This window comes from Streptomyces sp. NPDC051041 (assembly GCF_044456065.1).
GTDB lineage: Bacteria > Actinomycetota > Actinomycetes > Streptomycetales > Streptomycetaceae > Streptomyces > Streptomyces glaucus.
The window spans coordinates 55,587-80,929 of record NZ_JBITFM010000015.1; the positions used below are offsets into that span (position 1 = coordinate 55,587).

The 25,343-nt window shown below is 72.1% G+C and carries 19 protein-coding genes and 2 pseudogenes; 12 read left to right on the top strand and 9 right to left on the bottom strand.

Features of this window, described 5'->3' with window-relative positions:
- The first annotated feature begins 176 nt into the window (after positions 1-176).
- Complete coding sequence (locus ACIBAI_RS21865; RefSeq protein WP_399036564.1) at positions 177-911, top strand: D-Ala-D-Ala carboxypeptidase family metallohydrolase; 735 nt, start codon at positions 177-179, stop codon at positions 909-911.
- Positions 912-949: 38 nt separating this feature from the next.
- Positions 950-1,529 (top strand): annotated as a pseudogene (locus tag ACIBAI_RS21870) (transposase); the annotation flags it as partial.
- A 92-nt stretch (positions 1,530-1,621) separates the two neighbouring features.
- On the opposite strand, the gene ACIBAI_RS21875 reads toward ACIBAI_RS21870, so the two are convergent.
- A complete protein-coding gene (locus ACIBAI_RS21875; protein ID WP_399036566.1) occupies positions 1,622-4,216 on the bottom strand; it encodes a hypothetical protein in 2,595 nt (864 codons plus the stop codon).
- Entirely contained in the window at positions 4,213-4,854 is a 642-nt protein-coding gene (locus ACIBAI_RS21880; protein WP_399036568.1) for an SMI1/KNR4 family protein, read from the bottom strand. The genes ACIBAI_RS21875 and ACIBAI_RS21880 overlap by 4 nt, the downstream gene beginning before the upstream one ends.
- A gap of 366 nt (positions 4,855-5,220) precedes the next feature.
- On the opposite strand from ACIBAI_RS21880, the gene ACIBAI_RS21885 reads away from it, so the two are divergent.
- The 4 genes from ACIBAI_RS21885 to ACIBAI_RS21900 are packed head-to-tail and all read left to right on the top strand — an operon-like array spanning position 5,221 to position 9,028.
- Positions 5,221-6,219: a siderophore ABC transporter substrate-binding protein gene (locus tag ACIBAI_RS21885; RefSeq protein ID WP_399036570.1), complete on the top strand. Its 999-nt coding sequence runs from the start codon at positions 5,221-5,223 to the stop codon at positions 6,217-6,219.
- Between the two features lie 40 nt (positions 6,220-6,259).
- On the top strand, positions 6,260-7,234 hold the full coding sequence (locus ACIBAI_RS21890) for an ABC transporter permease (protein ID WP_399036571.1): 975 nt from the start codon (positions 6,260-6,262) through the stop codon (positions 7,232-7,234).
- Positions 7,227-8,273: an iron chelate uptake ABC transporter family permease subunit gene (locus tag ACIBAI_RS21895; RefSeq protein ID WP_399036573.1), complete on the top strand. Its 1,047-nt coding sequence runs from the start codon at positions 7,227-7,229 to the stop codon at positions 8,271-8,273. The genes ACIBAI_RS21890 and ACIBAI_RS21895 overlap by 8 nt, the downstream gene beginning before the upstream one ends.
- Positions 8,270-9,028, top strand: coding sequence for an ABC transporter ATP-binding protein (locus ACIBAI_RS21900; RefSeq protein WP_399036574.1), 759 nt, complete (start codon positions 8,270-8,272; stop codon positions 9,026-9,028). Before ACIBAI_RS21895 ends, ACIBAI_RS21900 begins: the two co-directional genes overlap by 4 nt.
- 325 nt (positions 9,029-9,353) lie before the next feature.
- On the opposite strand, the gene ACIBAI_RS21905 is transcribed toward ACIBAI_RS21900, so the two are convergent.
- A complete protein-coding gene (locus tag ACIBAI_RS21905; protein WP_399036576.1) occupies positions 9,354-10,784 on the bottom strand; it encodes an endo-1,4-beta-xylanase in 1,431 nt (476 codons plus the stop codon).
- Positions 10,785-11,810: 1,026 nt separating this feature from the next.
- On the opposite strand from ACIBAI_RS21905, the gene ACIBAI_RS21910 reads away from it, so the two are divergent.
- The gene (locus ACIBAI_RS21910) at positions 11,811-13,235 is read left to right on the top strand and encodes a non-reducing end alpha-L-arabinofuranosidase family hydrolase (RefSeq protein WP_399036578.1); all 1,425 of its coding nucleotides are present in this window, start codon (positions 11,811-11,813) and stop codon (positions 13,233-13,235) included.
- Positions 13,236-13,478: 243 nt separating this feature from the next.
- Here the strand turns inward: ACIBAI_RS21910 and ACIBAI_RS21915 are convergent, their stop codons facing one another.
- Both ACIBAI_RS21915 and ACIBAI_RS21920 read right to left on the bottom strand, forming a co-directional pair.
- A complete protein-coding gene (locus ACIBAI_RS21915) occupies positions 13,479-13,703 on the bottom strand; it encodes a hypothetical protein (RefSeq protein WP_399036580.1) in 225 nt (74 codons plus the stop codon).
- Positions 13,704-13,943: 240 nt separating this feature from the next.
- A complete protein-coding gene (locus tag ACIBAI_RS21920) occupies positions 13,944-14,855 on the bottom strand; it encodes a helix-turn-helix domain-containing protein (RefSeq protein ID WP_399036581.1) in 912 nt (303 codons plus the stop codon).
- 496 nt (positions 14,856-15,351) lie between these two features.
- On the opposite strand from ACIBAI_RS21920, the gene ACIBAI_RS21925 reads away from it, so the two are divergent.
- Both ACIBAI_RS21925 and ACIBAI_RS21930 read left to right on the top strand, forming a co-directional pair.
- Positions 15,352-16,275, top strand: coding sequence for an MBL fold metallo-hydrolase (locus tag ACIBAI_RS21925; RefSeq protein ID WP_399036583.1), 924 nt, complete (start codon positions 15,352-15,354; stop codon positions 16,273-16,275).
- Positions 16,276-16,297: 22 nt separating this feature from the next.
- Positions 16,298-17,791, top strand: coding sequence for a carboxylesterase/lipase family protein (locus ACIBAI_RS21930; RefSeq protein WP_399036585.1), 1,494 nt, complete (start codon positions 16,298-16,300; stop codon positions 17,789-17,791).
- Positions 17,792-18,060: 269 nt separating this feature from the next.
- On the opposite strand, the pseudogene ACIBAI_RS21935 reads toward ACIBAI_RS21930, so the two are convergent.
- The 3 genes and pseudogenes from ACIBAI_RS21935 to ACIBAI_RS21945 form a co-directional block, all read right to left on the bottom strand.
- Positions 18,061-18,234 (bottom strand): annotated as a pseudogene (locus tag ACIBAI_RS21935) (IS5/IS1182 family transposase); the annotation flags it as partial.
- 70 nt (positions 18,235-18,304) lie between these two features.
- Positions 18,305-18,847, bottom strand: a complete 543-nt coding sequence (locus ACIBAI_RS21940) for a DUF4232 domain-containing protein (RefSeq protein WP_399036587.1) — start codon at positions 18,845-18,847, stop codon at positions 18,305-18,307.
- Positions 18,848-19,399: 552 nt separating this feature from the next.
- Positions 19,400-20,548, bottom strand: coding sequence for an SGNH/GDSL hydrolase family protein (locus ACIBAI_RS21945; protein ID WP_399036589.1), 1,149 nt, complete (start codon positions 20,546-20,548; stop codon positions 19,400-19,402).
- A gap of 404 nt (positions 20,549-20,952) precedes the next feature.
- On the opposite strand from ACIBAI_RS21945, the gene ACIBAI_RS21950 reads away from it, so the two are divergent.
- Positions 20,953-22,032, top strand: coding sequence for a serine hydrolase domain-containing protein (locus ACIBAI_RS21950; protein WP_399036590.1), 1,080 nt, complete (start codon positions 20,953-20,955; stop codon positions 22,030-22,032).
- 49 nt (positions 22,033-22,081) lie between these two features.
- Here ACIBAI_RS21950 and ACIBAI_RS21955 read toward each other — a convergent pair whose 3' ends face one another.
- The gene (locus tag ACIBAI_RS21955) at positions 22,082-22,399 is read right to left on the bottom strand and encodes a hypothetical protein (protein WP_399036592.1); all 318 of its coding nucleotides are present in this window, start codon (positions 22,397-22,399) and stop codon (positions 22,082-22,084) included.
- A 118-nt stretch (positions 22,400-22,517) separates the two neighbouring features.
- Here ACIBAI_RS21955 and ACIBAI_RS21960 point away from each other — a divergent pair, with 118 nt between their 5' ends.
- On the top strand, positions 22,518-23,264 hold the full coding sequence (locus ACIBAI_RS21960) for a vWA domain-containing protein (protein WP_399036593.1): 747 nt from the start codon (positions 22,518-22,520) through the stop codon (positions 23,262-23,264).
- 263 nt (positions 23,265-23,527) lie between these two features.
- On the top strand, positions 23,528-25,054 hold the full coding sequence (locus tag ACIBAI_RS21965) for an IucA/IucC family protein (protein ID WP_399036594.1): 1,527 nt from the start codon (positions 23,528-23,530) through the stop codon (positions 25,052-25,054).
- Positions 25,055-25,343: the final 289 nt, after the last annotated feature.

A 25,343-nucleotide genomic window follows, 5' to 3' on the forward strand; every position in this document is an offset into this window, starting at 1 on the left:
CCGGCCGACTCGGGAGGGGGCGGGAGCCGGCCGTCTCCCGTTCCCGCCCCGGCATACGTGATCCCCACCGGACACGGAAACGTCGGCTGCGCTTCTCGAGGACGCCATTGACGCGCGTAGCTCGTTGCCGCACTCTGGGCTCCGGTTGGTGTCGACTCGACGGTCGGGAGGCCGGAATGTTCAGACGTGTGTCACGCCTGTGCCTTTCACTTGTCATGCTCATGGCTGGAATAATGGTCGGGGTGGGTGCCGGCGCCGGCACCGCGCATGCCGACTCCTGCTACACCTGGAACCGCTCCCTCTCCCAGGGGGCATCTGGCAGCGACGTGACCCAGCTCCAGATCCGGGTCGCCGGCTGGGTGACCTCCGGCGAGCGACTCTCCTACGACGGCCAGTACGGCGCACGGACCGCCGCCGCCGTCAAGAAGTTCCAGGCCGCGTACGGACTGAGCGCGGACGGAGTCGCCGGACCCGCGACCTTCAGCAAGATCTACGCTCTCCAGGACGCCGACTGCACGCCCGTCCACTTCAGCTACGCCGAACTCAACAAGTGCAACTCCGACTGGTCCGGCGGCGCGGTCTCCGCGGCCACCGCCAAGTCGAACGCGCTCAAGACCATGTGGAAGCTGGAGGCGATGCGGCATGCCCTCGGCGACGTCCCGATCACCATCTCCAGCGGCTTCCGCTCCCACGCCTGCAACAACGCGGTCGGCGGCTCCGCCACCAGCCGTCACCTCTACGGCGACGCGGCCGACCTCGTCGGCTCGCCGTCCCTGTGCCGCCTCGCCCAGCAGTCCAGGACGCACGGCTTCTCGGAGATCCTCGGCCCGGGCTACCCGGACCACAACGACCACACCCACGTGGCCTTCGACCCGTCACCGTACTGGTCGGCCCCCACCTGCGGCATCTAGGACCGGTCCCACGCGGCGAGGCGGTCGTTGGTCCGTCCATGGGGCGGGGTGCTCGGAGTCGGATCGTTCCGGACGGACCGTGGGAGATCGCGAAGCCGCTGACCCTTTCGTCGCAGGCGCGGCCACGGAGCGGCAAAACGCTGGGCACCCCCGATGAGCCGCTGTTCGCGGCGATCATCTACGTCCTGGTGTCCGGGCGCGCCTCGCGTGCGCTGCCGCCGTGCTTCGGCGTCCCGAAGCGGGCCGCCCACCGCCGGTTCCTCATCTGGTCCGGGGCCGGTGTCCGGGGCCGGTGTCCGGGGCCGGTGTCCGGGGCCGGTGTCCGGGGCCGGTGTCCGGGGCCGGTGTCCGGGGCCGGTGTCCGGGGCCGGCTGCACGAGGCCGTGCTGCGCCGGCCCGACGACGCCGGCCTCGTCCACGTCACCCGGATCGTCCTCGACACCGCCCGCGTCCGGGCCCCGGAGGGGGCGAACACGCGGGTCCGAGCCCCGTGGACCGGGGCAGGCCGGGTTCCGGGATGCACGTCCTGTCGGACGCGAACGGCCCGCCCCTCCCCGGCGGGCCCGGGCGGGCGACACCCACGACAGCGAGGGGCTGACACCGATGGCGGTGGCGAACCCGCCGTTCAGGTGGAGCTGGTGCTCCTTGACGGGCGCGCTGGTACGGGCGGGGCCAGGTGAGGACGATTCCACCGGGGCGGGCGGCCGCGCTCACCCGGTGCGGGTGCGCGGCTGGGCGAGGGCGCGCTCGATCCGGTCCAGGGAGGCTCCGGCGAACTGCTCGATCAGCGCGGCCCGTTCCTCGCGGGTCGGCCGGGGCGGCCGGGGCCGGGCGTGCGGGGCGGTGAGCCATGCGACGGCGAGGGCGCGGACGGCCTGGTCCAGGGCCGGGGTGCGGAGGATCTCGCCCTCGTGGTCGTGCACGGCGTAACCGCCGCCGTGCTCGTCGAGGGCGAGCCCGAGTTCGTCCCCGTCCGCCAGGGCCACGAGCCGGCCGGGAGGCCAAGGCCGTGCCTGCACGTCGTACCAGCCCTGGGCGCCGTACCAGTCCGCCTTCACGTCGGCGAGCCAGCGGGCGACCCGCGGCAGGTGCCCGCGGTCGAGGGGGACGGTGAGGCTGTCGGCGGTCCGCTTGCCGAGCAGCGGCAGGCCGGAGGCGCCCGCCAGCGAGGTGCGGATCTCCTGGAACGTGCCGCGGCACAGCTTGGCGAACGGCAGGACGCGTCCGTACAGGGCCGGTCCCCGGACGTGGTGTTCCTGCCCGTCGGCGTGCCAGACCACGGCCGGTTCCCGGCGCGTGCCGCCCAGGACGACCGCGGGATCGGTGTCGAACCGGGTGAGCCGCGGACGCCCGGCCCCGCGGGACGTCCGTGCCAGTGTGAGGAGCAGCAGGCGGGCCAGATCCCGGTAGTGCGAGGCTTCGGTCGTCTCCGGGCTTCCCCGCCTGCGGTGCGTGAGGGTGAAACCTCGCGGGGAGCGGCGTACCGTCCAGTCGAGTTCCATGTCGCCGACCCGGAGCAGCGCATCGTCGCGCGCGGGAAGGACGTGCGTCCCGGACTCCTCGGCCAGCAGGGCGGCCAGTGCCGGGGCGTGCGCCTCGTCCAGCGGGTCCGGCGCGGCCGGGGGCGGCTTGGGGAACCTCTCGGGTGCCGTGCGCGCGCCGGCGCGGAACTCGCGCACCCCGGTGTCGAAGTCGACCGCCGGGCCGGCGTAGTACACGGTGCGGTCCGCGGCGACGTAGACCTTCCCGCCGCCGCGGGCCTGCCGGGTGACGGCGACGGCGTCGTCGCCGAGGGGCACGACGGCGGTGCCCGCCTCGTCGGACGCGGTGCCGGTCCCGGCGGCGAGCCTCGTGAGCAGGGACCGGCCGTGCGCGGCGAGTTGCCGCTGCCGCGCGGTGAGTCCGTCGTCGGGCACGGGCCGGAACGCCGTCGCAGGGGCCTCCGGGCCGGCGGGCGGTTCCGGGGGGAGAGCCCGGACCGTCCCGTCGGCCGCGACGCACACCTTCTCGCCGGTCCGCGACGAGGTGACGGCGACGGCGTCCTCCTCGGGCAGCACGGTGACGGGGTGCAGGGCGCGGGAGTCACCGAACGCGGGCACTCTCTCCAGGAATCGCCGGCCTCGTTCGGCGAGCTGCCGCTGCCGCGGCGTCAGCGCGGCCCAGGAGAGCCGTACCCGCAGCCACGTCGGCTGCTTGCCGGGGTCGCGGGGGAACCGCGCCAGATCCCGCTCGTACGCCTCCGGGGCGGCAGGAGGCAGGAGGAGCGGCTCGTCGTCGTAGTCGAAGGCGGCCTTGGCGAGGTCGCCGGGGGTGAAGGTGAGCCGCACGGTGAACCACGTCCCGGAGCCGGGGGTGTACATGGCGGCGCGCAGTTCGGCGAGGGCTTCCTCGAACGCCGCCGTCGCCGCCGCGGCCGCCGGCACGGGCGCTCCGCCGTGCTCGGCCAGGCAGTGGGTCTGCGTGCGGCCGTCCACCACGGACGCGGTGAACCGGATGCGGTCCCACTCCCCCGGTTGGGCCGCGGCCAGCTCCGTCGCCAGTGTCTCGGTCAGCCGGTCCGGCACGGTGTACGGGGGCCGGGGCGCGGGCCCGGGTACCGTCTCCGTCCCGGCCGGGCGGAAGTGCTCCAGGGGCGTGCGGCGCCCGGAGCGGAAGACCTCGATCGCCTCGTGCGGCGCTGCGGCCGAGCCGGCGAACAGCGCGGTCCCGTCCGCGGCGACGTACACGCTCCCGCCGCCGCGCACGCGGTGGGCGACCATCACCGCGTCGTCCTCGGGCAGCGCGGTGACGGCGAGCGGCACGTCCCTGCCCGCGGCCCGCCGCAGGAGCACACGGCCGAGACCGGCGAGCCGCCGCTGCCGCGGGGTGAGCGCCGCGTCGGCGAGCCGTTCCCGCAGCCACGGGGGCTGCTTGTCGGTGTCGCGCGGGAACCGGGCCAGGTCGCGCGCGTACGCCTCCGGTCCCGGCGGGACCCGGAAGCCGGGTTCGTCGTCGTAGGAGAAGTCCGTGACGGCGCGGCCGGCCGCGGTGACCGTGAGCCTCATCGTGAACCAGGTGCCGGCTCCGGGGGTGTGCATGGCGGCGCGCAGTTCCGCGAGCGAGTCGGCCGACGGGCGGGGCGCGGGCGTGATCCGCGCCACCGTCCCTCCGCCGCGCACCACCCGGCACCGGGCGGCCGTGTACCGGTCCACCACGGACGCCTCGAGGTCGACGCGCTCCCACTCGCCCGGCACCGCCGCCGCCAGCTCCGTCGCCATCGTCCCGATCAGCCGGGCCCGGACGGAGAGCGGTGGTTCGTTCGTCATCGAAGGTCCTCCGTGCGGCCGGTCCGTGTGCGCGGTGCGGGCGTCAGCCCGTCCTCGGGGCGGACGTGCCGCGGCAGCTCCCAGCGCAGCTCGCCGTCCGGGGTCAGGTGGGGAGCTGCGAGGCCCACCGTGCCGCCGTGCTCCAGTACGTCGGCGACCTCGGTCAGGTAGGCGCCGAGCGAGGGCCAGGTGTCCTGGAGTCCGCCTTCGTCGTGGTGGACGGTGCCGATCCGGCCGTACGTCTCACCGGGGCGCAGGTCGACGACTTGGACGTCGCCGTCGCTCTCCGCCCACGGCACCCACAGCGGGTGCCAGTCCGGTTCGTCCCCGTCCATCGGGTGGCCCTGCCGTTCGGACCACTCCAGTAGCTCCATTCCCCGGCGCCGGAACTCCACGATCCCGGCCACGGACAGCGGCTGCTTCTCCGGCAGCGCCGTCCAGCCCTCCGCGCCGTCGTGGCAGGCGAGGGAGTCCAGCAGGTCCTGCGGGAAGCGCAGCCCCGTCTCCCGCTGCGCCCGCTCGACGTCGGCGGGGTCCGCGGGCGGGGACAGTTCGGCGAAGGTCCGGGGCGCGTGGACCGCGAGCCAGGTGTCGATACGGTTCCAGGCCGCACGCACGACCGACGAGTGATCTGTCATGGCCGGGATTGTCTCCCGGCCCACTGACAACCGGCCGGTGCGTGCGTCGGGCAGGTCGATCACGGCGGTCCCGGCGACGGCCTCGTGCGTGTGGAGGGCGTCCTCGGCCCGGCGGGAGGCGACGAGGACGCCGCCGGGTCGATGACGTCCTTCGGGTCGCCCAGGAGGGTTCCGACCCCGTCGTCACACCGCCCACAACAAATTCATCTCATCCGTGACCGGCGGTTATGAGGCATCCCTTAGGTAAGGGTAACCTCACTGATACGTGTCACCGGCTCACCACGGGTGGCTCCGTCGTGCTCGGCGGTCCGCGGTCCGTGCCGGGCTTCCACGCCGCTTGCCGGCGTCCGAACCAGAAAGCAGGCCATGTACGACTCCCGGCCCCGCCCTGCCCGTCCGCTGATCGCCCTCGGTGCCGTCCTCGGCTCCGCGGCCCTGCTGGCCGCCTGCTCCTCCGGTACGGATTCCGGGCGGACGGCCGCGGGCGCGGAGCAGGTCACCCTGACCACCAACCTCGGCGAGAAGCAGTTCCCGAAGAACCCCGAGCGGGTCGCCGCACTGGACAACACGTCCTTCGCCACCCTCAAGGCCTTGGGCGTCAAGCCGGTCGCGGCGCCCAAGGAACTGCTGCCCGCCACCGGGTACGACGACTGGAGGAACGACGACTCCATCGCGGACGTCGGTTCGCACCGCGAGCCGAAGCTGGAGGAACTGAACGCCGCCGAGCCCGACCTGATCATCGGCGGTTACCGCTTCGCCGAGCAGCAGGACGAGTTGGAGAAGATCGCGCCGACCGTCGACATCTCCCCCTCGGACGAGGCCGGGGGCGGGTACGTCGCCTCGCTGAAGACGCAGACCGAGCAGCTGGGCGAGCTCTTCGGCAAGGAGAAGCAGGCCGCGAAGATCGTCGCCGAGCTGGAGTCGGCCGAGAAGGCCGCGATCGAGGCGACGGACGGCGAGACCGTCTTCCTGGCCGTCGCCAGCGGCGGAAAGATCGACAACGGCGCGAGCCGCATCGGCCGGCTGGCCGAGCCGCTGAACCTGAGGAATGTGCTCTCCGCCGAGGGGCAGGAGGAGACCTCGGTCCACAATGATTCCGGGCTGGCACCCGAGACCATCGCCGAGCTGAACCCCGACTGGATGATCGTGATGGACCGCGACACCGGCGTCTTCAAGGGCGAGGGCGAGGCGCCCACCCCCGCGAAGAGCCTGGTGCAGGGGCAGGACGCCTGGGAAAAGACCACGTTCGTGTCCGAGAACCAGATCGTCTACCTGCCCACGGACTTCTACGTGACCGAAGGCGCCCAGGCCTACACGGCGAGCTTCGAGCTGATCGCCGAGGCCTTCGCCGAGGCCGCCGAGTAGTCCCGGTCCCGTCTCTTCACAGACCCTAGCGGAGGTGCGCATGCTGCGCCGTCTCGCTCTGCCCTGCGCCGTTCTGGTCGTCCTGGGGTTGGTGGCGGTGTCACTGATGACCGGCGGTTACGACATGGACCCGCACTCCCTGCTGCACGACTCCGAGGCACGGCGGATGTTTCTGATTTCCAGGGTGCCCCGCACGCTGGCGCTCGTCCTGGCCGCGGCCGCCATGGCGACTTCCGGGGTGATCATGCAGATGCTGGTGCAGAATCGTTTCGTCGAACCGACCACCACCGGCACGGCCGAGTGGTCCGCACTGGGCGTGCTGCTGCTCACCCTGGTGGCGCCAGGTGCCTCGACACTGGCGAAGATGGCGTGCGCCTCGGTCTTCGCCTTCGCCGGGTCCGTGCTCTTCCTGAGCCTGCTCGGCAGGCTCGCACTACGCTCCCAGGTGGTCGTGCCGGTCGTCGGCATCATGCTGGGCGCCGTGGTCGGCGCGGTCACCACCTACATCGCCGCTTCCACCGACCTCATGCAGACGCTGTCCGCCTGGCGCTCCGGCGGCTTCAGTTCGGTGGTCAAGGGCACCTACGAGCCGCTGTGGGTGGTCGGCGTCCTGGTCGTCGTGCTGTACGTGGTGGCCGACCGGATCACCATCGCCGGGCTGGGCCGGGACATGGCGGTGAGCCTGGGCCTGTCCTACCGCCGGATCCTGTACCTGGGCCTGGCGATGGTGGCGCTGGCCACCGGTGTGACCTCCATCGTGGTCGGCTTCCTGCCGTTCCTCGGTCTGGTGGTGCCCAACCTGGTCTCCCTGGTGCGCGGCGACGACGTGCGTTCCAACCTGCCCTGGGCCGTGCTGGGCGGTGTCGCCCTGTTGACGGTGTGCGACCTGATCGGCCGCACCGTCGTCGCCCCGCTGGAGATCCCCGCCTCGGTGATCCTCGGGGCCGTCGGGGCCGTCGTCTTCCTGAGCCTGATCCTGCGCCGGTTCGTACGAGGGGGAGCCGTCCATGCCTGAGTCCGCAGTCGTTCAGGCGCCGGCCGCCTCCGGCCCGGCCGCGCCCGGCCGTTTCCCGCGGCCGGGCGCCTCGAAGGAGGGGCGGCGCGGTCCGAGTCCGCGGGTGCGCCTGATCGTCGTCGGCGGTGCCGTCGTGGTGGCGGCGCTCTGCTTCCTGTTCCTCTTCGTCAAGGGGTCGTTCGACTTCGCGATCGAGCGGCGGCTGACCCTGCTCGGCGCCATGGTGGTGGCGGCCTTCGCCCAGGGCGTGGGCACCGTCGTGTTCCAGACCGTCACCCACAACCGGCTCCTCACCCCGTCCTTGATGGGTTTCGACGCCGTCTACAGCCTGATGCAGACGCTGATGGTGTTCTTCTTCGGCGGCGCCACGCTGGCCGCGACCGACGGGCTCGCCAAGCTGGTCGTGCAGACGGCGCTGATGGTCGCCTTCACCACAGTGCTGTTCCGCTGGCTGTTCAGCGGCCCCACCGGCAGTCTCCACGTGCTGCTGCTGGCCGGCGTGGTGCTGGGCGTCGCCTTCCAGAGCCTGTCGCTGTTCCTGCAGCGCATGCTGGCGCCCGCGGACTACGACGTGCTCTCCGCGCGGCTGTTCGGCCGCCTCGGATCGGTGGAGGCGACGCATCTGCCGCTCGCCTTCGCCGTGTGCGCCGCGGCCGGCCTCTACCTGTGGCGGCGGCGGTACCGGCTCGACGTGCTGCTGCTGGGACGGGACGCGGCCACCGGGCTGGGCCTGAACCACCGCGGGGAGCTGACCGGTGCGTTGATCGTGGTCTCGCTGATGGTCGCGATGTCGACTGCGCTGGTCGGCCCGATGACCTTCTTCGGTTTCATCGCGGCGCTGCTCGCCCACCAGTTCTCGGGGACCCACCGGCATGCCGTCGTCCTGCCGATGGCCTTCCTGACGGGTCTGTTCACCCTGCTCGTCGGGCAGTTCACGATGGAGCACATCGTGTACGCGTCCGGCATGCTCACCACCGTCATCGAGTTCCTCGGCGGCGTGGTCTTCCTGGCCTACCTGTTCAAGAAGGGCACCCTGTGATCGAGTTCCACGATCTGGTCAAGTCCTACGGCGACCACACCGTCCTCGGCCCGGTGAGCGGTCGCATCGAGGGGGGCGGCATCACCTCGCTGATCGGGCCGAACGGCGCGGGCAAGTCGACGCTGCTCACCCTGCTCGGCCGACTGGTGGAGCCCACCGCCGGCACGGTGCTCCTGGACGGCACGGACATCCACCGCGCACCGTCGGCCGAGACTGCCCGGCGGCTGGCGATCCTGCGCCAGGACAACCACTTCACCGCCCGGGTCACCGTGCGGGAACTCGTGGCCTTCGGCAGGTTTCCGCACAGCCGGGGGCGGCTCACCGCCGCGGACCACGAGCACATCGACCGGGCCCTGGACTTCCTCGATCTGGGTGACCTGGCCGGCCGCCACCTCGACCAGCTCTCCGGCGGCCAGCGGCAGCGCGCCCATGTCGCCATGGTACTGGCCCAGGACACCCGCTACGTGCTGCTCGACGAGCCGCTGAACAACCTCGACATCAGGCATGCGGTCCAGATGATGGAGCAACTGCGCTCCGCAGCGGACGAGTTGGACAAGACCGTGGTCCTGGTGGTGCATGACATCAACATCGCGGCCGGCTATTCCGACCACGTCATCGCACTGCGGGAGGGCGCGATCGTCGCCCACGGCACCCCGGCCGAACTGATGGACCCCGATCTCCTCACCCGGATCTTCGACACCCCGGTCCGGGTCCATGAGGTCGACGGCCGCCCCCTGGCCGTCCACCACCGCTGACAGGCGATGTGTCCCTGATCGAACCGATCCGGTTCTCCCGGCTCAGGACGTCCACCGGTCGCCCCGCCCACCGAACGCTCAAGCCGCTGTCCGACACCCGCGCCGAACCCGTCACCGACACGGCGCGCGGGCCGGCCGAGCAGGCATGGACGTCCACCGTCGCCGCCTCGGCGGGCGCCGGATCCACCGCGGCGGGCATGCCGTTCGCGAGGGGCGCCGCCGCCACGGCGGCGCCCCGGGACCGTCGACGATGTCCGCCCGAAGGGGCGGGAGGAGCCGCACCGTGGGCCGTCATCGACGCGCCCTCTCGTGTGCGGCAGGTCCCTCAGGTGCGGGTCCAGCGCTGGTTGCTGCCGTTCGAGCAGGAGTAGAGCTGGATCAGGGTGCCGTTGGCGGTGCCGGCGCCGACGGCGTCGAGGCAGAGGCCGGACTGGACGCCGACGATGGATCCGTCGGAGTTGAGGCGCCACTTCTGGTTGTCGCCGCCCCAGCAGCTGTAGATCTGGACCTTGGCGCCGTTGCCGGTGCCGGCGGCGTCCAGGCACTTGTTGCCGTAGACCCTGAGCTCACCTGCGTCGGTGTACGTCCACTGCTGGTTGGTGCCGTTGCCGCAGTCCCACAGCTGGACCTGGGTGCCGTCGGCGGTGCTGGCGTTGGGCACGTCCAGGCAGCGGCCCGAACCGACGCCCTTGATCTGTCCGGCATCCGCGGGGGGCGTGGTGGAGCCGCCGTTGAGCGCGTTGAGGACGGCGGTGTAGGCGGGCTTCTTGCTGCCGTCGCCGTTGAACAGCAGCGGCGTGTCCCCGGACCGCCAGGAGTCGGTGTCGCGCACTCCCCAGACGGTGATGCCGAGGCAGCGCGGGACGGCCAGGCAGTCGTTGACCACGCTGGCGTAGGTCGAGGCCGGGGCGCCCTGGATGTCGAGTTCGGTGATGGCCACGTCGACGCCGAGGGCGGCGAAGTTCTGCAGGGTGGTGCGGAAGTTGCTGTTGTAGGGGCTGCCGCTGTTGAAGTGCGCCTGGAAGCCGACGCAGTCGATCGGCACGCCGCGCTGCTTGAAGTCCCGGACCATGGCGTACATGGCCTGGGTCTTGGCCCAGGTCCAGTTCTCGACGTTGTAGTCGTTGTAGCAGAGCTTGGCCGCCGGGTCGGCGGCGCGCGCGGTGCGGAAGGCGACCTCGATCCAGTCGTTGCCGGTGCGCTGCAGGTTGGAGTCGCGTCGGGCGCCCGAACTGCCGTCGGCGAAGGCCTCGTTCACGACGTCCCACTGGGCGATCTTGCCCTTGTAGTGGGCCATCACGCCGTTGATGTGGTCGATCATCGCCTGGCGCAGCTGGCTGCCGCTGAGGTTCTGCATCCAGCCGGGCTGCTGGGAGTGCCAGGCCAGGGTGTGGCCACGCACCTGCTTGCCGTTCTGCACCGCCCAGTTGTAGACGCGGTCGGCGGCGGTGAAGTTGAACTGGCCCCGCTGCGGTTCGGTGGCGTCGATCTTCATCTCGTTCTCGGCCGTCACCGAGTTGAACTCACGGTTCGCGATCGTCGTGTACGTCGAGTCGCTCAGCTTGCCCGAGGCGATGGCGGTGCCGAAGTAGCGGCCGCTCTGCGCCGCCGCGGCGCCGAGCGTGCTCTCGGCGGCGTGTGCTCCCGGCGGCGCGACCAGTGCGACGACCGCACCGAGGACGCCGACGACCAACGTCAGCAGCAGGGCGCGGAGCTTCCGGCGGACAACGGGTCTGGGAAGGGCGTGTGAGCCCATGACTGTGCCTCCAGGGTAGAGATCACGGAAGGACTGAAGTGCGGGGAGTTGCGTCGTCCGCTCCCCTTCGGCGGACGGAGGGGGCGGGCCGGAGCCCGGGCAGCACGGAAGTCACCGGAACCGCGGTCATGGGACGGGACGGTCTTCGACACAGGCACGGGGTACTCCGTCGCGGCTCGGCCGGGGGACCACCACGCGACGTCGCGTACCTCTCCCACTGTGGAAGAGCCAGGATGCGCGGGTGCGAACCTCACCGGAACGAAACGGGGTGGCGCGGGTGCTTGGGTGCGCGGATGCGCGGTGCGGTGGTGCGTGAACCTGCCGTGCGGCACGGACTGCCAGGGGTGGTGCGGCTCGAAATATCTGGCTACGGCCGGTTTCTCAGACAGGAATGATCGAGGTGTTGACGACGCATCGTCAATACTCCTCGCGGAAAAAGTTTCCGTTCCCTCTTCGAAACTTTCGAGGTCGCGGCAAGGCGGGTGATGGACCTCGGGTGCCGTGGCCGGCGGGCACCGTAGGGGCGAAGCCGGGATTGGTGTGCGGATGTGACGTTCCGTGTGCGGATTCTTTCGAATGTTTCGGGCTCGACGGCGATACGTGCGAGAGGTGTTGACGCCCTTCATCGGTTCCCTATCATTCAGGTTGCTCGACACTTCGACATTTGTTCGATACTGCGAACACACCGAGTCGCTCCCTCATCCAGCAGGGCAACTCCGGGTCGCAGCGCCCTGACGCAGAGCCGCAAGGAGCCGTGCCGTATGCATATGTCATGACCTCGCCAATCCTTTGTCGTTGCCCTCTTCGGCCGTGCCACCCGGGCGCCCGGCCGTCCGAACCTCCGCACCTGGCGTCCGTGCCGCCCGAGTCGCCGGGCGCCACCGGTCTTTCCGAAGGCCGCGAAGGACCGGGAAGCCACCAGCGGTCCGCCGCGGCGCTCACGGGACGCTGCGCACCGCACCGACCGTCCGGACAGCCTCCGACGAGGCCGACCGGAACCGCCCACTCGAGGTTGAGGAAGTCCCCATGCACAGAGGAAGTTCCAGTCGCAGGCACTCGTCTGCGGCGCTCGCCGCCGCGGTCGCGGTCCTGGCCGCGTTGGCGGCGATGCTCGTCGCCACCCCGGCTCAGGCGGCTTCCACCGGCGCCTTGCGCGGTGTCGGTTCGAACCGGTGTCTCGATGTGCCGGGCGCCAGTCAGACCAACGGCACGTATCTGCAGATCCACGACTGCTGGGGCGGGACCAACCAGCAGTGGACGCTGACGGACGGCAACCAGCTCACCGTGTACGGCAACGCGTGCCTGGACGTTCCGGGCCACGCCACCGCGTCCGGTACCCGGGTGCAGATCTGGACCTGTTCCGGCGGTGCGAACCAGCAGTGGCGGGTCAACTCCGACGGCACGGTCGTCGGCGTGGAGTCCGGGCTGTGCCTGGAGACCGCGGGCGCCGGCACGGCCAACGGCACGGCGGTGCAGATCGGGACGTGCAACGGCGGCAGCAACCAGAAGTGGACCGGCCTGACCGGGACGCCGCCGACGGACGGCACCTGTTCCCTGCCGTCGACGTACCGGTGGTCGTCGACGGGTGTGCTGGCGCAGCCGGCGAACGGGTGGGCCGCGGTGAAGGACTTCACCGTCGTGAAGCACAACGGCAAGCACCTGGTCTACGCGTCGAACGTGTCGGGATCGACGTACGGCTCGATGATGTTCAGCCCCTTCACGAACTGGTCGGACATGGCGTCGGCCCGCCAGACCGGGATGAACCAGGCCGCGGTGGCGCCCACGCTGTTCTACTTCGCGCCCAAGAACATCTGGGTGCTGGCGTACCAGTGGGGTGCGTGGCCCTTCATCTACCGCACGTCGAGCGACCCCACCGACCCCAACGGCTGGTCCGCTCCGCAGCCGCTGTTCACCGGGAGCATCTCCGGCTCCGACACCGGCCCGATCGACCAGACCCTGATCGCCGACGGCCAGAACATGTACCTGTTCTTCGCCGGTGACAACGGCAAGATCTACCGGGCGAGCATGCCGATCGGGAACTTCCCGGGCAACTTCGGCTCGTCGTACACGACGATCATGAGCGACACCAAGGCCAACCTCTTCGAGGGCGTACAGGTCTACAAGGTCAAGGGCCAGAACCAGTACCTGATGATCGTCGAGGCGATGGGCGCGAACGGGCGCTACTTCCGCTCCTTCACCGCCTCCAGTCTGAACGGCACGTGGACCCCGCAGGCCGCCACCGAGAGCAACCCCTTCGCGGGCAAGGCCAACAGCGGCGCCACCTGGACCAACGACATCAGCCACGGTGACCTGGTCCGCGACAACCCCGACCAGACCATGACCGTCGACCCCTGCAACCTGCAGTTCCTCTACCAGGGCAAGTCCCCCACCGCGGGCGGCGACTACAACCGACTGCCGTGGCGGCCGGGCGTCCTCACCCTGCGGCGCTGACCTTCCCGCTCCACCGCGCCCGTGATGCGGTGCGGTCCGCAGGCGTGTGGCCGAGCGGTTCGCGGAGTGGGCGCTCCCACCCGCCGACCGGCACCCGCCGCCTCGAGGGGCCCCGGCCGAGCGGCGGCCGGGGCCCTCTCGCCCCGGTGCCGTTGTCGCAGCCCGTGTACTCCGCCGGCGTCTCGGCCGGGGGCCGGTGACCGGGTGTGCCGATCCAACGGCTGATCTTGGTTGTCGAAGTGGTCAGTGGTCGGCCGGGGTGAGGCGGCCCTCGAAGGCGATCTGGAGGGCGTTCAGCGGCGCCTTCCAGCGCACGGTCCACCGCTTGCGGCCCTTGCCTGTCGGGTCCGGGCTCATCAGCGTCGTGTACACGCACTCGCGGGCGGCAGCCTCGGCCGGGAAGTGCCCGCGGGTCCGGCCGGCCTCGCGGGGGACCGGCTGTCCGCGCTTGCGGGAGCTTCGGCGCACGACCTCCACCGGCGCCGGGCCGCGTCCCCCTACGGCCGGGTGCGGGAGACGGGCTGCTGATCGCGGCCGAGGTGGACGAGCGCCTGGAGGCCGCCCCGCCGACACGGACCGTGGGCGGACTGACCGCCTCCGCCGCCGACCCGCCGTCCGTGTCGCGCGAGCCTTGAGGCGGGGCGGGGCGGGGCGGGGCAGGGGACGGGCGCCGGTGCGTCGAGGCGGCGCCCGGTGGCGGTGCGGGTGTCAGGCCCTGCCGGTGCGGGACCGTGGCTGTGCCGCGTCGGAGGACGGATCGGCCCGCGCGGCACCCCGGCCGGTGGCCTGGGCGAGCAGGGCGAGAGCGGCCTGCGACGGCGAGCCCGCCTCTGCGGTGGCGACCACGACGGTGGGGCCTCGCCCGCTGCTCATGGCCTGCTGGATGACGGTCAGCGGCCCGACCAGCGGATGGCGCATCTCGTAGTCGGTGGCGGTGCAGGCCTTGACCCGGTGGTCGGCCCACATCGAGGCGAACTCGGGGCTCTTCGCCGACAGTTCACCCAGGAGCGCATGCAGTGCCGCGTCCTCCGGGTGCTGGGCCGCCACCAGGCGCAGATTGCCGACCATGGCCCTGGCCTTGCTCGGCCAGTCCGCGTACAGGTCACGGGTATGGCCGTCGAGGAACACCAGCCGGGCCATGTTGGGACGCTGCGCCGGCCGGTCGGGGGCGCCGAAGTCCAGATGCCCGGCGAACAGCGCATGGCCCAGCCGGTTCCACGCCAGCACGTCGCTGCGCCGGCCGAGCACGATCGCGGGAACGTCGCCGAGCGCGTCCAGGAACTGACGTGTCGCCTCCGGGACCCGTTCCGGGGCCGGACGCCGGCCCCGGGTGCGCTGCCTGCCCACCCGGGCCAGGTCGTGCAGGTACCGCCGCTCGGACTCGTCCAGCCGCAGCGCCTCGGCGATCGCGTCCAGCACCTCGGGCGATGCGCTCAGCGACTGCCCCTGCTCCAGCCGCGTGTAGTAGGAGGTGCTCACCCCCGCCAGCAGCGCCAGTTCCTCGCGCCGAAGCCCCGGCACACGCCGGCGTTCCCCGTAGGTGGGCATCCCGATGTCCTGCGGGCGCAGTTGGGAGCGCCGCGCCAGCAGGAAGTCCCCGAGCTGCGTCCTTGCGTCCATGGTTTCGAGTATGGGCCGTCTCGCGGCACCGAGCCTGACCCAGTTGTGGATAGGAAAGAGCGGGTCTGGTTCCGCGCCCGCGTCCTGGGTGAAGTCGAAGGCGTCCGATCCGGTGCCCCGCATTCGCCCAGGAGGCCGCCTTGACCACTGCCACCACCGGGAACGGTCCCACCGAGGCCCTGGCTGCGGCCGGCTTCGCCTTCACCAGGCGCACTCGGGCCGACGCCGCGCCCGCCCTCGTCCACGAACCGGCCGGCGACCGGTCGATGCGCATCCGGCTCCGGCCCGCTGACCGCGACGGGGCCGCCACACATGCGCCGACGAGGCATCCAGGAAGGGAGCCCGGAACGGGAGCGGCCTCGCCTTCTCCCCCGGCCGCAAGAGGAAACACCCCGGGCTCAGGGCTGTGCACACAGGTCGAGTCACCTGACGGACACCGGGCCCGCCAGGGCCGCTCGCACGGCTGAGCAGATCCTCCGAACTCCAAGGACGTCCCATGGAACAGATCACCCTCGGCAATGTCTCCATCACCCGGGTGCGGGAGTACTTCGGCCCCGTCGACATGACGCCCGACACCTTCTTGCCGGAAAGCTCGAAGGAGGTCTGGGAGACCGGCGCCGACTGGCTGGTCCCGCACTTCCTGGATTCCGGGACCAACATCGTGAACGCGGCGGTCCAGACCTGGCTGCTGCGCAGCGAGGGCAGGACGATCCTGGTCGACACCGGTGTGGGCAACCACAAGGAGCGTCCCTACGCCCCGGTCTGGAGCCACCTCAGGACGGATTTCCTGGCCGGTCTGGCCCGGGCCGGTGTCCGGCCGGAGGACGTGGACATCGTGATCAACACGCATCTCCACATCGATCACGTCGGCTGGAACACCTGCCTGCACGGCCGGCACTGGGTGCCCACCTTCCCCAATGCCACCTACCTGATGCCGAAGGACGACTTCGACTTCTGGAACCCCGAGAACGGCCACCAGTCGAAGCTCGGCCGCGGCAACCAGAACGTCTTCGAGGACAGCGTCGCCCCAGTGCACCGGGCCGGCCTGACCCTGCTGTGGGAGGACAGCCACCGGATCGATGCGAACCTGCGCCTGGAGACCGCCCCCGGGCACACGCCGGGCAACTCCGTGCTGACCCTCACCTCCGGCACGGACCGCGCGGTGTTCGTCGGCGACATGCTGCACAGCCCGGTGCAGATCCTGGAGCCGGACGTCAACAGCTGCTTCTGCGAGAACCCGGCCGAAGCCCGCGCCACCCGCCGCAAGGTGCTGGGCTGGGCGGCCGACAACAACGCTCTGCTGATCCCGGCCCACCTGGGCGGCCACGGCGCCGCCGAAGTCGTACGCGAGGGGAGCGCCTTCGCCGTCAAGGGCTGGGCGCCCTTCACCCCGTACACCGAGTACACCGAGCAGGGCTGAAGTCCGCGGAAAGGCGCCAGAGATGAGCCACCACCCCGGCCCCGTCGTGACCACCGCGCAGGGAGCCGTCCGCGGTCTGCGCCAGGACGACGGCACCGCCGCCTTCCTGAACATCCCCTACGCCGCTCCTCCCCTGGGCGCCGGCCGGTTCGCGCCGCCGCAGCCGCACGAGCCGTGGGACGGCGTACGGGAGGCCACCGCGCCCGGCCCCGACGCACCGCGGTCCGAGCGCCGGCTCGGCAGCATCGACATGGTCCCCTACTTCGGCACCGGCTGGAGCCGCGGCGAGGACTACCTCACCGTCAACGTGTGGGCGCCCGTCGCCGCACGGGGCGGCCTGCCGGTCATGGTGTTCGTGCACGGCGGCGGATTCGTCGCAGGCTCGACCCGGGCCGCGCTGTACGACGGTTCCGCCTTCGCCCGTGACGGCGTCGTCCTCGTCACCCTCAACTACCGGCTCGGCATCGCCGGTTTCCTCGACCTGCCCGGGGCCCCCGCCAACCGCGGTCTGCTCGACGTCGTCGCCGCGCTGCGCTGGGTGCGGGAGAACATCGCCGCGTTCGGCGGTGCCCCGGACAACGTCACGCTCTTCGGCCAGTCGGCCGGGGCCACCCTCGTCGGCGGCGTCCTGGCCACCGCGGCGGCCGAGAACCTGTTCCGCAGGGCGATCGTGCAAAGCGGCAGCGGCCTGGGCGCGTTCACCACCGAGCAAGCCGCCCGGGTCACCTCCGCGGCCGCCGAGGTCCTGGGCGTCGAGCCGCACGTGGAGGCCTTCGCGAAGATCTCCGACGAGCGTCTGGTGGAGGCCGCCTCCAAGCTCGCGGGCATCGACCTGCGGACCGCCACCCACCGCGACCCGCTGATCGGCCTCAGCCCCTTCAGCCTGGTCCTGGACACCCAGCCCGCCGAAGCCGTCACCGCCGGACACGGCTCCGGCGTCGACCTGCTCATCGGCACCAACACCGAAGAGGGACACCTCTACCTGGTCCCCGTGGGCGAGTACGCCACCTCGACCGCCGAGGACGTGTACGACACCGCGGCCCGCGCGCACCCCGACCCGGCGCAGCTCGTCGAGACGTACCGCGGGACACGCCCCGAGGCGTCCCACGGCGAGCTGCGCTCCGCCATCATGACCGACGCGCTGTTCGGCGCGGGCAGCAGGGCGCTGGCCGCCGCCCACGCCGCCCAACCCAAGTCCGCGACCTTCGCCTACGAGTTCGCCTGGCGCTCGCACGCCCTGGGCGGGGAACTCGGCGCCGCGCACGCGGTCGAGCTGCCCTTCGTCTTCGACCTCGCGCACCTGCCGCAGCTGCTCGGCCCCACCGCCCTGCTCGGCCCTGGCAGGCCCCCCGTGGATCTCGCGGCCCGCGTGCACGAGACCTGGATCCGGTTCGCCACCACCGGCGACCCCGGCTGGGACCCGTACGACACCGAACGCAGGGCCACGATGCGCATCGACGCCGAGTGGTCCCAGATCGACGACCCCCGCAGCGAGGAACGGCAGGTCTGGAGCTGACGCCCGTACGAGTCCTGCCCGCTCGTCCGCTCCGGGGGCCGCCGGCGTACCGCCCCGCGTCCGTCCGACTCGTCGGGGCGGTCCTGGCCGAGCGGAACGACGAGTGGACCGAAGTCCGCCGCTCCATGGGCCGCGAACTTCCCGCCGAGGCCCGGCTCCATCCGATCGAGCCGGAAACCGACGGCACCGCCCCGCCCGTCGAACTCGCCGCACGGCCTCGAAACGGGATCACCGAGTGGCCGTCGATGCACCACTCCAGCGGACGTGACCCGAAGTCCGCCCTCACCTGCCAGATGGATCTCGCAGGTCAGCCCGCCCCTTGATCGGCCCAGGGCCTCGTCCGGTCGGTGCCGGACCGGCGTCCTTCGTCGGCCGGGCACTCGCGGCAGGCGCGAGCGAGCGCCTGCCGCGTGCTGATGGACCGGGCAGAAGGAGGAGTCCACACCGGCCGACTCACCGGAACCAGCACCCCGTTCGAAGCAGACCGGCCACGCGTGAACAGGGAACAGCCGGTTACATCCCGATCGGGTTGAGGTAGGTAGCCGGGCGGGTGGCACCGTCCTGCTTGAGGATCTGGCCGCCGAACGGCCACTTCAGGGTGAAGTGCTCCGTCTCGTTCGGCGGGGTGACCAGGAACTTCGCCGGAACGAACTTCTCCTTCTGCGGCGTGGACCCGGCCACCGGGAGCAGGGTGATGCTGAAGTCCACCGTGTCCCCCTGCTCCAGGGTCATCTTCACGGGCTTCTTGGAGGAGCGCGCCAGCGACCAGGTGCCGTCGGTCTTCTGAGCGCCGATCATGTCGACACCGGCGAAGCCGGACAGGGTGCAGGTGCGCTCGCTCCGGTTGGTGAACCAGATGTACGCCTGGGTCTGCTTCTCGGTCTGCTCCATCTCCGGCTTCGCGTCATCCCCCATGGCGAAGCCGGCCTCCAGGTCGGCGGTGTGGCAGCGGGTCGGCTCGGCCTTGGCGGAGGCGGCCGAGGCCGGGACGGCGGCAGCGGCAGCACCGGCGACGACGACGGACGCAAGGGCCACGGCGGTCAGCTTGCTCTTCATGTTTCGGATCCCCCTTGAATACGGATCGGCGCGCGAGGTCAGTGCGCGCTTACGCACCTGAAGATGCGCAGCGCCCGGGAACGGTTCGGTCCGGCGGAGATTTTTTCCGACAGCATGGCTCCCGACCGCGACCGCGTACGAGAACTCGTGCGGGCCGTTGCAGCGTCACGAGGAGGACACCGCGACGGCGCACGGCCTCGCCCAGCGTCCGGTGCGGTGCGACGGGACCGATGACAGCGGGCGCGACCTGGGCACTACGCCGAGCCCCAGGGCACGTGGCCCGCCGCTCGTCACCGACGCCCCGGCCTCAGCGGCAGCCGGAGCCGGACTCGTGCTCCCGTCGGATCTCGTGATCCGTCCCGCAAGCGCGGTCCCCACGGTCGAACACCGCGGTGGCCCTCCGCGACCGGTCCCCGGGATCCGTGCCGGAACCTGCGACTCGTGAACAAAGCCGGGCCCTGTTCGAAGTCCGCCGGCCACGGAGACGGACAGTCGTCGTGTCGTTCCGCGGTGGACGACCCGGGCCCTGCCCGGCCCGGGCCGTCCTGCCGGTCACCAGTCCAGCGGCAGGGTGGCGAGGTGCTGGTCGAGCAGGCCGGAGATGATCCGGTGGTCGTGGAGCGAGGGGTGCCAGTCGCAGCCGAGCCGGTCCAGGCCGGGGTCGTCGTAGTACCAGTAGCTGACCCGGTCGTCCCCTTGGGCGTTGCGCTCCCTGACGATGTCGCGGGCGGTTTCGGCGAAGGCGGTGCCGGCGACCAGGGTGGCGCTGACCACCAGGAACGTCCTGCTTCCGTAGCGGGTCCGCAGCTTGTCGAGGAAGCCGTGGTAGGCGTTCGTGTAGGCGGTGATCAGTTCGCTTTGCGTGGTCCACGGCTCGCCCGGGTGGAGCGGGGTCGAGAAGTCGTTGATGCCGAGGCCGATGACGACGACCTGCGGGCGCCAGTCGCGCGGTTTGCGCCAGACGTCGCCGTCGACGTTCAGCAGGGCCCGGTCGTAGTAGGTGCGGTAGTCGGTGCCGGGGTCGCCGCCGTTGTAGTTGCGGACCATGCCGCGGCCGGAGAAGGCGTTCTGCTGGTAGTCGGCGTCGAGCTTGCGGGCGGTGAGGGGGCCGAAGGCGAGGTCGGCGTTGCTGTTGCGGTCGACCCCTCCGTTGGCGGAGCAGTCGCGTGTGCCCGAGGCGTTGCCGTACCCGGCGGTGAAGGAGTCGCCGATGAACTCGATCTGCCTGCTCCGCGCGGCGGGGGCGGGGAGGATCTTTCCTCCCCGAGCGGCGAGGAACCCGCCGAAGCGGCCGACGGCCCACGGGCTCTCCGTCCGCTTGACGAGCCGTACGGTGTGCTCGGTGTCGGTGAGGTCCTTGACCCAGGACGTGGTGCGCCCGGGGGTCACCAGTGTGCCGACGGTCGTGCCGTCGATCTGGATGTCGTAGTCGTTGACGGAGTCGTCGAGGGCGATCCCGACGCCGGTGCCGCGGAACCGGCCTTCGAAGGCGATGCCGGGCCAGGTGTACTGCACCGAGCCGTCGGCCGCCCTCTTGACCCGGCCCGCCGTGCGGAACCCGGCGAAGGCGGCGGCCGGCAGGGAGCGGGGGGCGGCGGACGTCTGGGAGGGAGCGGCCGCGGCGGTGGCGATGCCCGTGGTGACGCTCGCGGCGGCGGCCGCGAGCAGGGCCCGCCGGGTGAGGTGGGGAGCGGTGCGCATGGGCGGTCCTTCCGGAGTCGGGAGTTCTGCGCGTGCGATGACATGGGAGCGCTCCCATCATGGCGGTGCCGGTGCGGCGTGGGGAGTGGTCGGTGGCGACGGATACGGAACTCCACCACCCGAGGAATCGCTGCCCCGCCGGCGCGGCCGTTTCTCCCCGTGGGCCGCGTCCCGCCGGTCCGGTTCCCTGCCCGCGGCGACGCCGACGGCGGGCCGTCACCGAATGCGCGGACGAACCCGGGCCGTGGACGTCTGCGCTGCCGTCAGGAGCGGTGCCGGTGCGGTGGGCCGTGATCCACCGCGTGCGGTCGCCCGCGAGGTGACTGTTGATGTTGACGGCTGATGCCGCTTCACTCGACGTCGGCGTGCGCATTCGCACCCCCTACCGAGCCGAGGAGCGGGACATGGACCGACGAAGGTTACTGGGTACGGCGGCGGCCGCGGCCGGCGTGGCACTGATACCGGGCAGGGCCGTGGCGTCCGGGGACGGTCTGGCCGCGCTGGTGCGGCCCTACCTCGACCGTGCCCTGGCCGCCGGCGCCCCGAGCGCGGTGTTCGGTGTCATCCGCGGTGGGCGTCGGTATGTGGCCGGCGCCGGCCAGGAGGGCCCCGCCCCCGATGGCGCAACCGTGTTCCAGCTCGGCTCGATCGGCAAGACGCTCACCGCCACCGCGCTGGCGCGCGCAGTGGGTGCGGGCCGGGTGCGCCTGTCCACGCCGCTCAGCCTGCCCCCCGGGTTCACCGTCCCGCGCGGGGAGACCCGGCGGATCACCCTGCGCGACCTGGCGACCCACTCCTCCGGCCTGCCCAGCCTTCCCGTCAACCTCCTGGAGGAGGCGGACCCGTACAACCCGTACGCGCACTACACGCTGGAGGACCTGGCCGCCGGTCTGCGCCGGACCCCGCTGGGTGACGAGCCGGGCAGCGCGTACACATACTCCAACCTGGGTTTCGGGCTGCTCGGCCAGGCACTGGCCTTCGACGGCGTGGACGCGATGCTGCGGCGCCGGGTGACAGCGCCGCTGGGCCTGTCGGACACGACCACGGTCCTGCGGCCGGACATGGCTTCCCGCAAGGCCATCGGCCATATGGCCGGGGAGGTGGTTCCCGACTGGCGTGACCGCGTCCTCAGCGGTGCGGGCACCTCGATGTACAGCACCGTCGACGACATGCTCCGGTACCTGGACGCCCAGGTGCGCCCGGAGCGCTCGCCGCTGCGGGACGCGATCGAGCTGACCCAGCGTCACCACTTCACCGACCCCGCCACAGGTCTGCGGCTGGGGCTCGGCTGGCACTTCGGCACGCTGTCCGACGGCCGGACGATGACCTGGCACAACGGCGGCACCTACGGCTTCAGCACCTGTGCGGCCTTCGAACGGAAGAGCGGGACGGCGGTGGTGATGATGGTGAACACGTACAGCGATGCCGCCCACACGTTTGACGCGCTGGTCTTTGCTCTGCTCGACGAGCTCGTCGGCTCCTGAGCCCGCCCATTCGCCGAGGAAGCCATCGGGTGGGCGATGCGCGGGAGCGTCACCACGGCCGGGCGCCTGAGTGCCGCGCCCGGGACAGGGCGCGGGCGTCGCGGCGCGCGGCCGCGTCGCCGATCCGGTTCCGCCGGGACCGGGGCCGGCGCGACTGCCCGGCGGCGAGGCGGCGACGTCCGGTGTCCCGGAGCCGCCGCCGCTGCTCGCGCGGCTCCCCCTGCTCGGCCGCCCTCGGTTCCGGCTTCCGGGGCCGCTTCCGGACCGGCTGCCGCATCAGGGGCTCATCGGGCTCGGGCTCCTGGTCCTCATCGAGTGCGGCAGCCGTCTTCTCGGCGACGGCGCGCGGTGCGTGCTCGCTCCGCACCCCGGCCGGGGCGGGGTGTGCCTCCGGACCGCGAGGGTGGTGCCGCGCCCCGCGGCGGCGAGCGCCTTCCGTGGGCAGACACCGCACCGGCCCGGAAGCGGGGCGTCACCATGGAGGAATGATTTCGACGAACGGCATGGAGCGTGCCGCGGCCATCAGTCTGGCCAAGGTACAGGAGAAGGCACCTGATCTGGTCAGTCTGTACAAGGCGGCGGGTGCCGGCGTGCGCAGGCATGGGCTGGAGGACGTGCGGGCTGCGGTGTATCTCGTGCTGGACCGCTCCGGGTCGATGCGGCCCTACTACCGCAACGGCACCATGCAGCACCTGGCCGAACAGGTTCTGTCCCTGTCGGCCCACCTCGACGACGACGGCACCGTTCCGGTGGTGTTCTTCTCCACCGACGTCGACGGATCCACGGAGCTGACGCTCGGCGGGCACCGCGGCCACATCAACGAACTGCACGAGAACCTCGGTCGCATGGGACGCACCAACTACCACTGGGCCATGGACGAGGTCATCGACCACTACACGGAATCCGGCAGCCGCTGCCCCGCCCTGGTCGTCTTCCAGACCGACGGCGGCCCCACCAGCAAGTCGGCGGCCGAGCGCTACCTGTGCAAAGCCGCTCGCCTTCCCTTGTTCTGGCAGTTCATCGGCTTCGGCGACCCCGACGACAACGAGTTCGCATTCCTGCGCAAGCTGGACGCCCTCGCCGTCCCGGACTGTCGCGTCGTCGACAACGCCGGCTTCTTCCACGCCGGCCGCACTCCGCAGGCCATCCCCGACCACCAACTCTTCGACCGGCTCCTGCAGGAATTCCCCGGCTGGCTGGCCGCCGCACGCGCCGCCGGCGTCCTGCGGTGAGCCGTGTCCCGCGTACACCGTGCGGATCGCGGCCGTGGGCCGCGCCGGGAAGGGCGTGCGCCCCCGGCGTCCGCGCGGCCGGGGGTCGCGGGCCCGCTCGTCGGCCCGGCCGTCCCCGTGGACGGGCGGGCCGTCGGTGGGCGGGGCGGGGGATCCACGCGCTCCACTCGTTTCCTACGGTCTGTCCCCGGGCGGGTACGGCCGGTATGTATGACGTCGTCCCCGGCGTCGTGACGCCCTGTCCATACCCGAGGAGCCCGCCCGTGCACCGTCTCCCCGCCGTCGAGGCCGAGGTCGCCGACGAGCTGGCCGCCGTACGCCCTGGACTTCTCCCCCGGTACGCGGCCGAACTGCCCGGCGCCCGCGCGGCCGTGCTGACCCGGCTGTGGCGGGCGCTCGCCCACGAGCCGCTGCCCTGGGTCCGGGAGCGCGAGCCGGGCCGGGACGAGCTCGTCCTGCGTCTGCGGGACGGGCGCACGCTGCACGGCCCGGCAGCCGATCCCTACCGCACCGACGCGTACGTCGGCGAGGTCCGTCTCGACGGCGTGCCGTACGGTGATCCGGCGCGGCTGACGGCGGACCTCGCCGTGCCGCACGGAACCGGCTACGCCGCCGAACTGGGCCACAGCGTGGCCTCGTTGGCGCTGGCACGGGCCGGGCAGGACGGGGACCGGGCCGCACCCGCGGATCAGCCGGGCGGGTGGCCGCGGCACGACTGGGAAGCGGAGCAGTGGGTGGTGGACGGGCATCCCTTCCATCCCAACTGCCGGACGCGGCCCGGTTTCTCGGTGGCCGAGCAGCTCGCCTACGCGCCGGAGCACCGGCCCGTGGTGGGACTGGGGCTCGTGCCGGTCCCGGCGGCTTCGTGCCTGGTGGCCGGTGTGTGGCCGGAGGGGCTGCGGGACGGGGAGTACGTGCTGGTGCCGGTGCACCCGTGGCAGGCTGCGCATGTGCTGGAGCGGCCGTGCGAGGCCCGGCTTCCCGCGCATCCGCTGATGTCCCTGCGCACCCTGGCCCTGCCCGGCGGGCCGCATGTCAAGACCGCGCTGAGCGCCCGGCTGACCTCCTTCGTGCGGGACATGTCCGTCGGCTCCGTGGTCGCCGCCGCGGCCCTGTCGGCGTTCGGGGAGGACCTGGCTGCGCGCATGGGCGGGCTGCTGCACGTGACGCGTGCCCTGGGCGCCGCCACGGACGGCTCGCCCGACCTGGCGGCGGTGGTGCGCGAGTCACCGGCGGCGTACGCGGCACGGGGGGAGCGTGTGCTGCCGGTGGCCGCGCTTCCCGCCACCGGACTGCCCGGCTCCCCCGCCTGGCTGGCCGCGTTCACCCGGCTCGCCCTGACGGTCGGGCTGCGTCTGCTGGAGATGGGCGTGGCCCTGGAGGCGCACGGCCAGAACCTGCTGGTCGTGCTGGACCGGACGGACGCCCCCCGGTGCCTGGTCTACCGCGATCTGGCCGACATCCGCGTCGGTCCGGCCCGCCTCGCCCGGCACGGGATCACCGCGCCGGATCTGCCGCGGCGGATCGTCGCGGACGACGACCGGGCCCTGCGCCGCAAACTGTTCGGGTCGTTGGTGGGCGGCGCGCTGGCCGCCACTGCGGCTTCCGGCGCGGCGCTGCGCGAGGCGCTGGAGACGGCCGTACGGGACCTGCCGCGTACCTCGGACCTGGCGGCGCTCCTCGGTGAACCGCTGCCGGTGAAGGCGCTGACGCTGATGCGGCTGTCACCGGGGACGGCCGGGGACCTGTGGGGCGAGCTGCCCAACCCGCTGCGGTTCGAGGCGCCCTGACGGCCGCTTCGGATCACGGCACCGGGACTCCGCACCGTCCGCCGACGGTCATAGGAGCCGATCCCATTCGGTGAGTCCCAAAACCGCATCCGCTGGTCAGGCGCTTCCTCCCGTTGCGGGACGCGGAGATCCGCCACAGCGGCCTGCCGGTCGTCCCCGTCCTGGCCGGGCCCCTGGAGCAGGCCCGGCCAGGACGGGGACGACCGTGAGGGTCTCTCATGACGCCCGGCCCGTCCGGACGGTCCTCGAAGACGCCATGGACGACGCCTGGATCCCCCCGCCCGAGGAG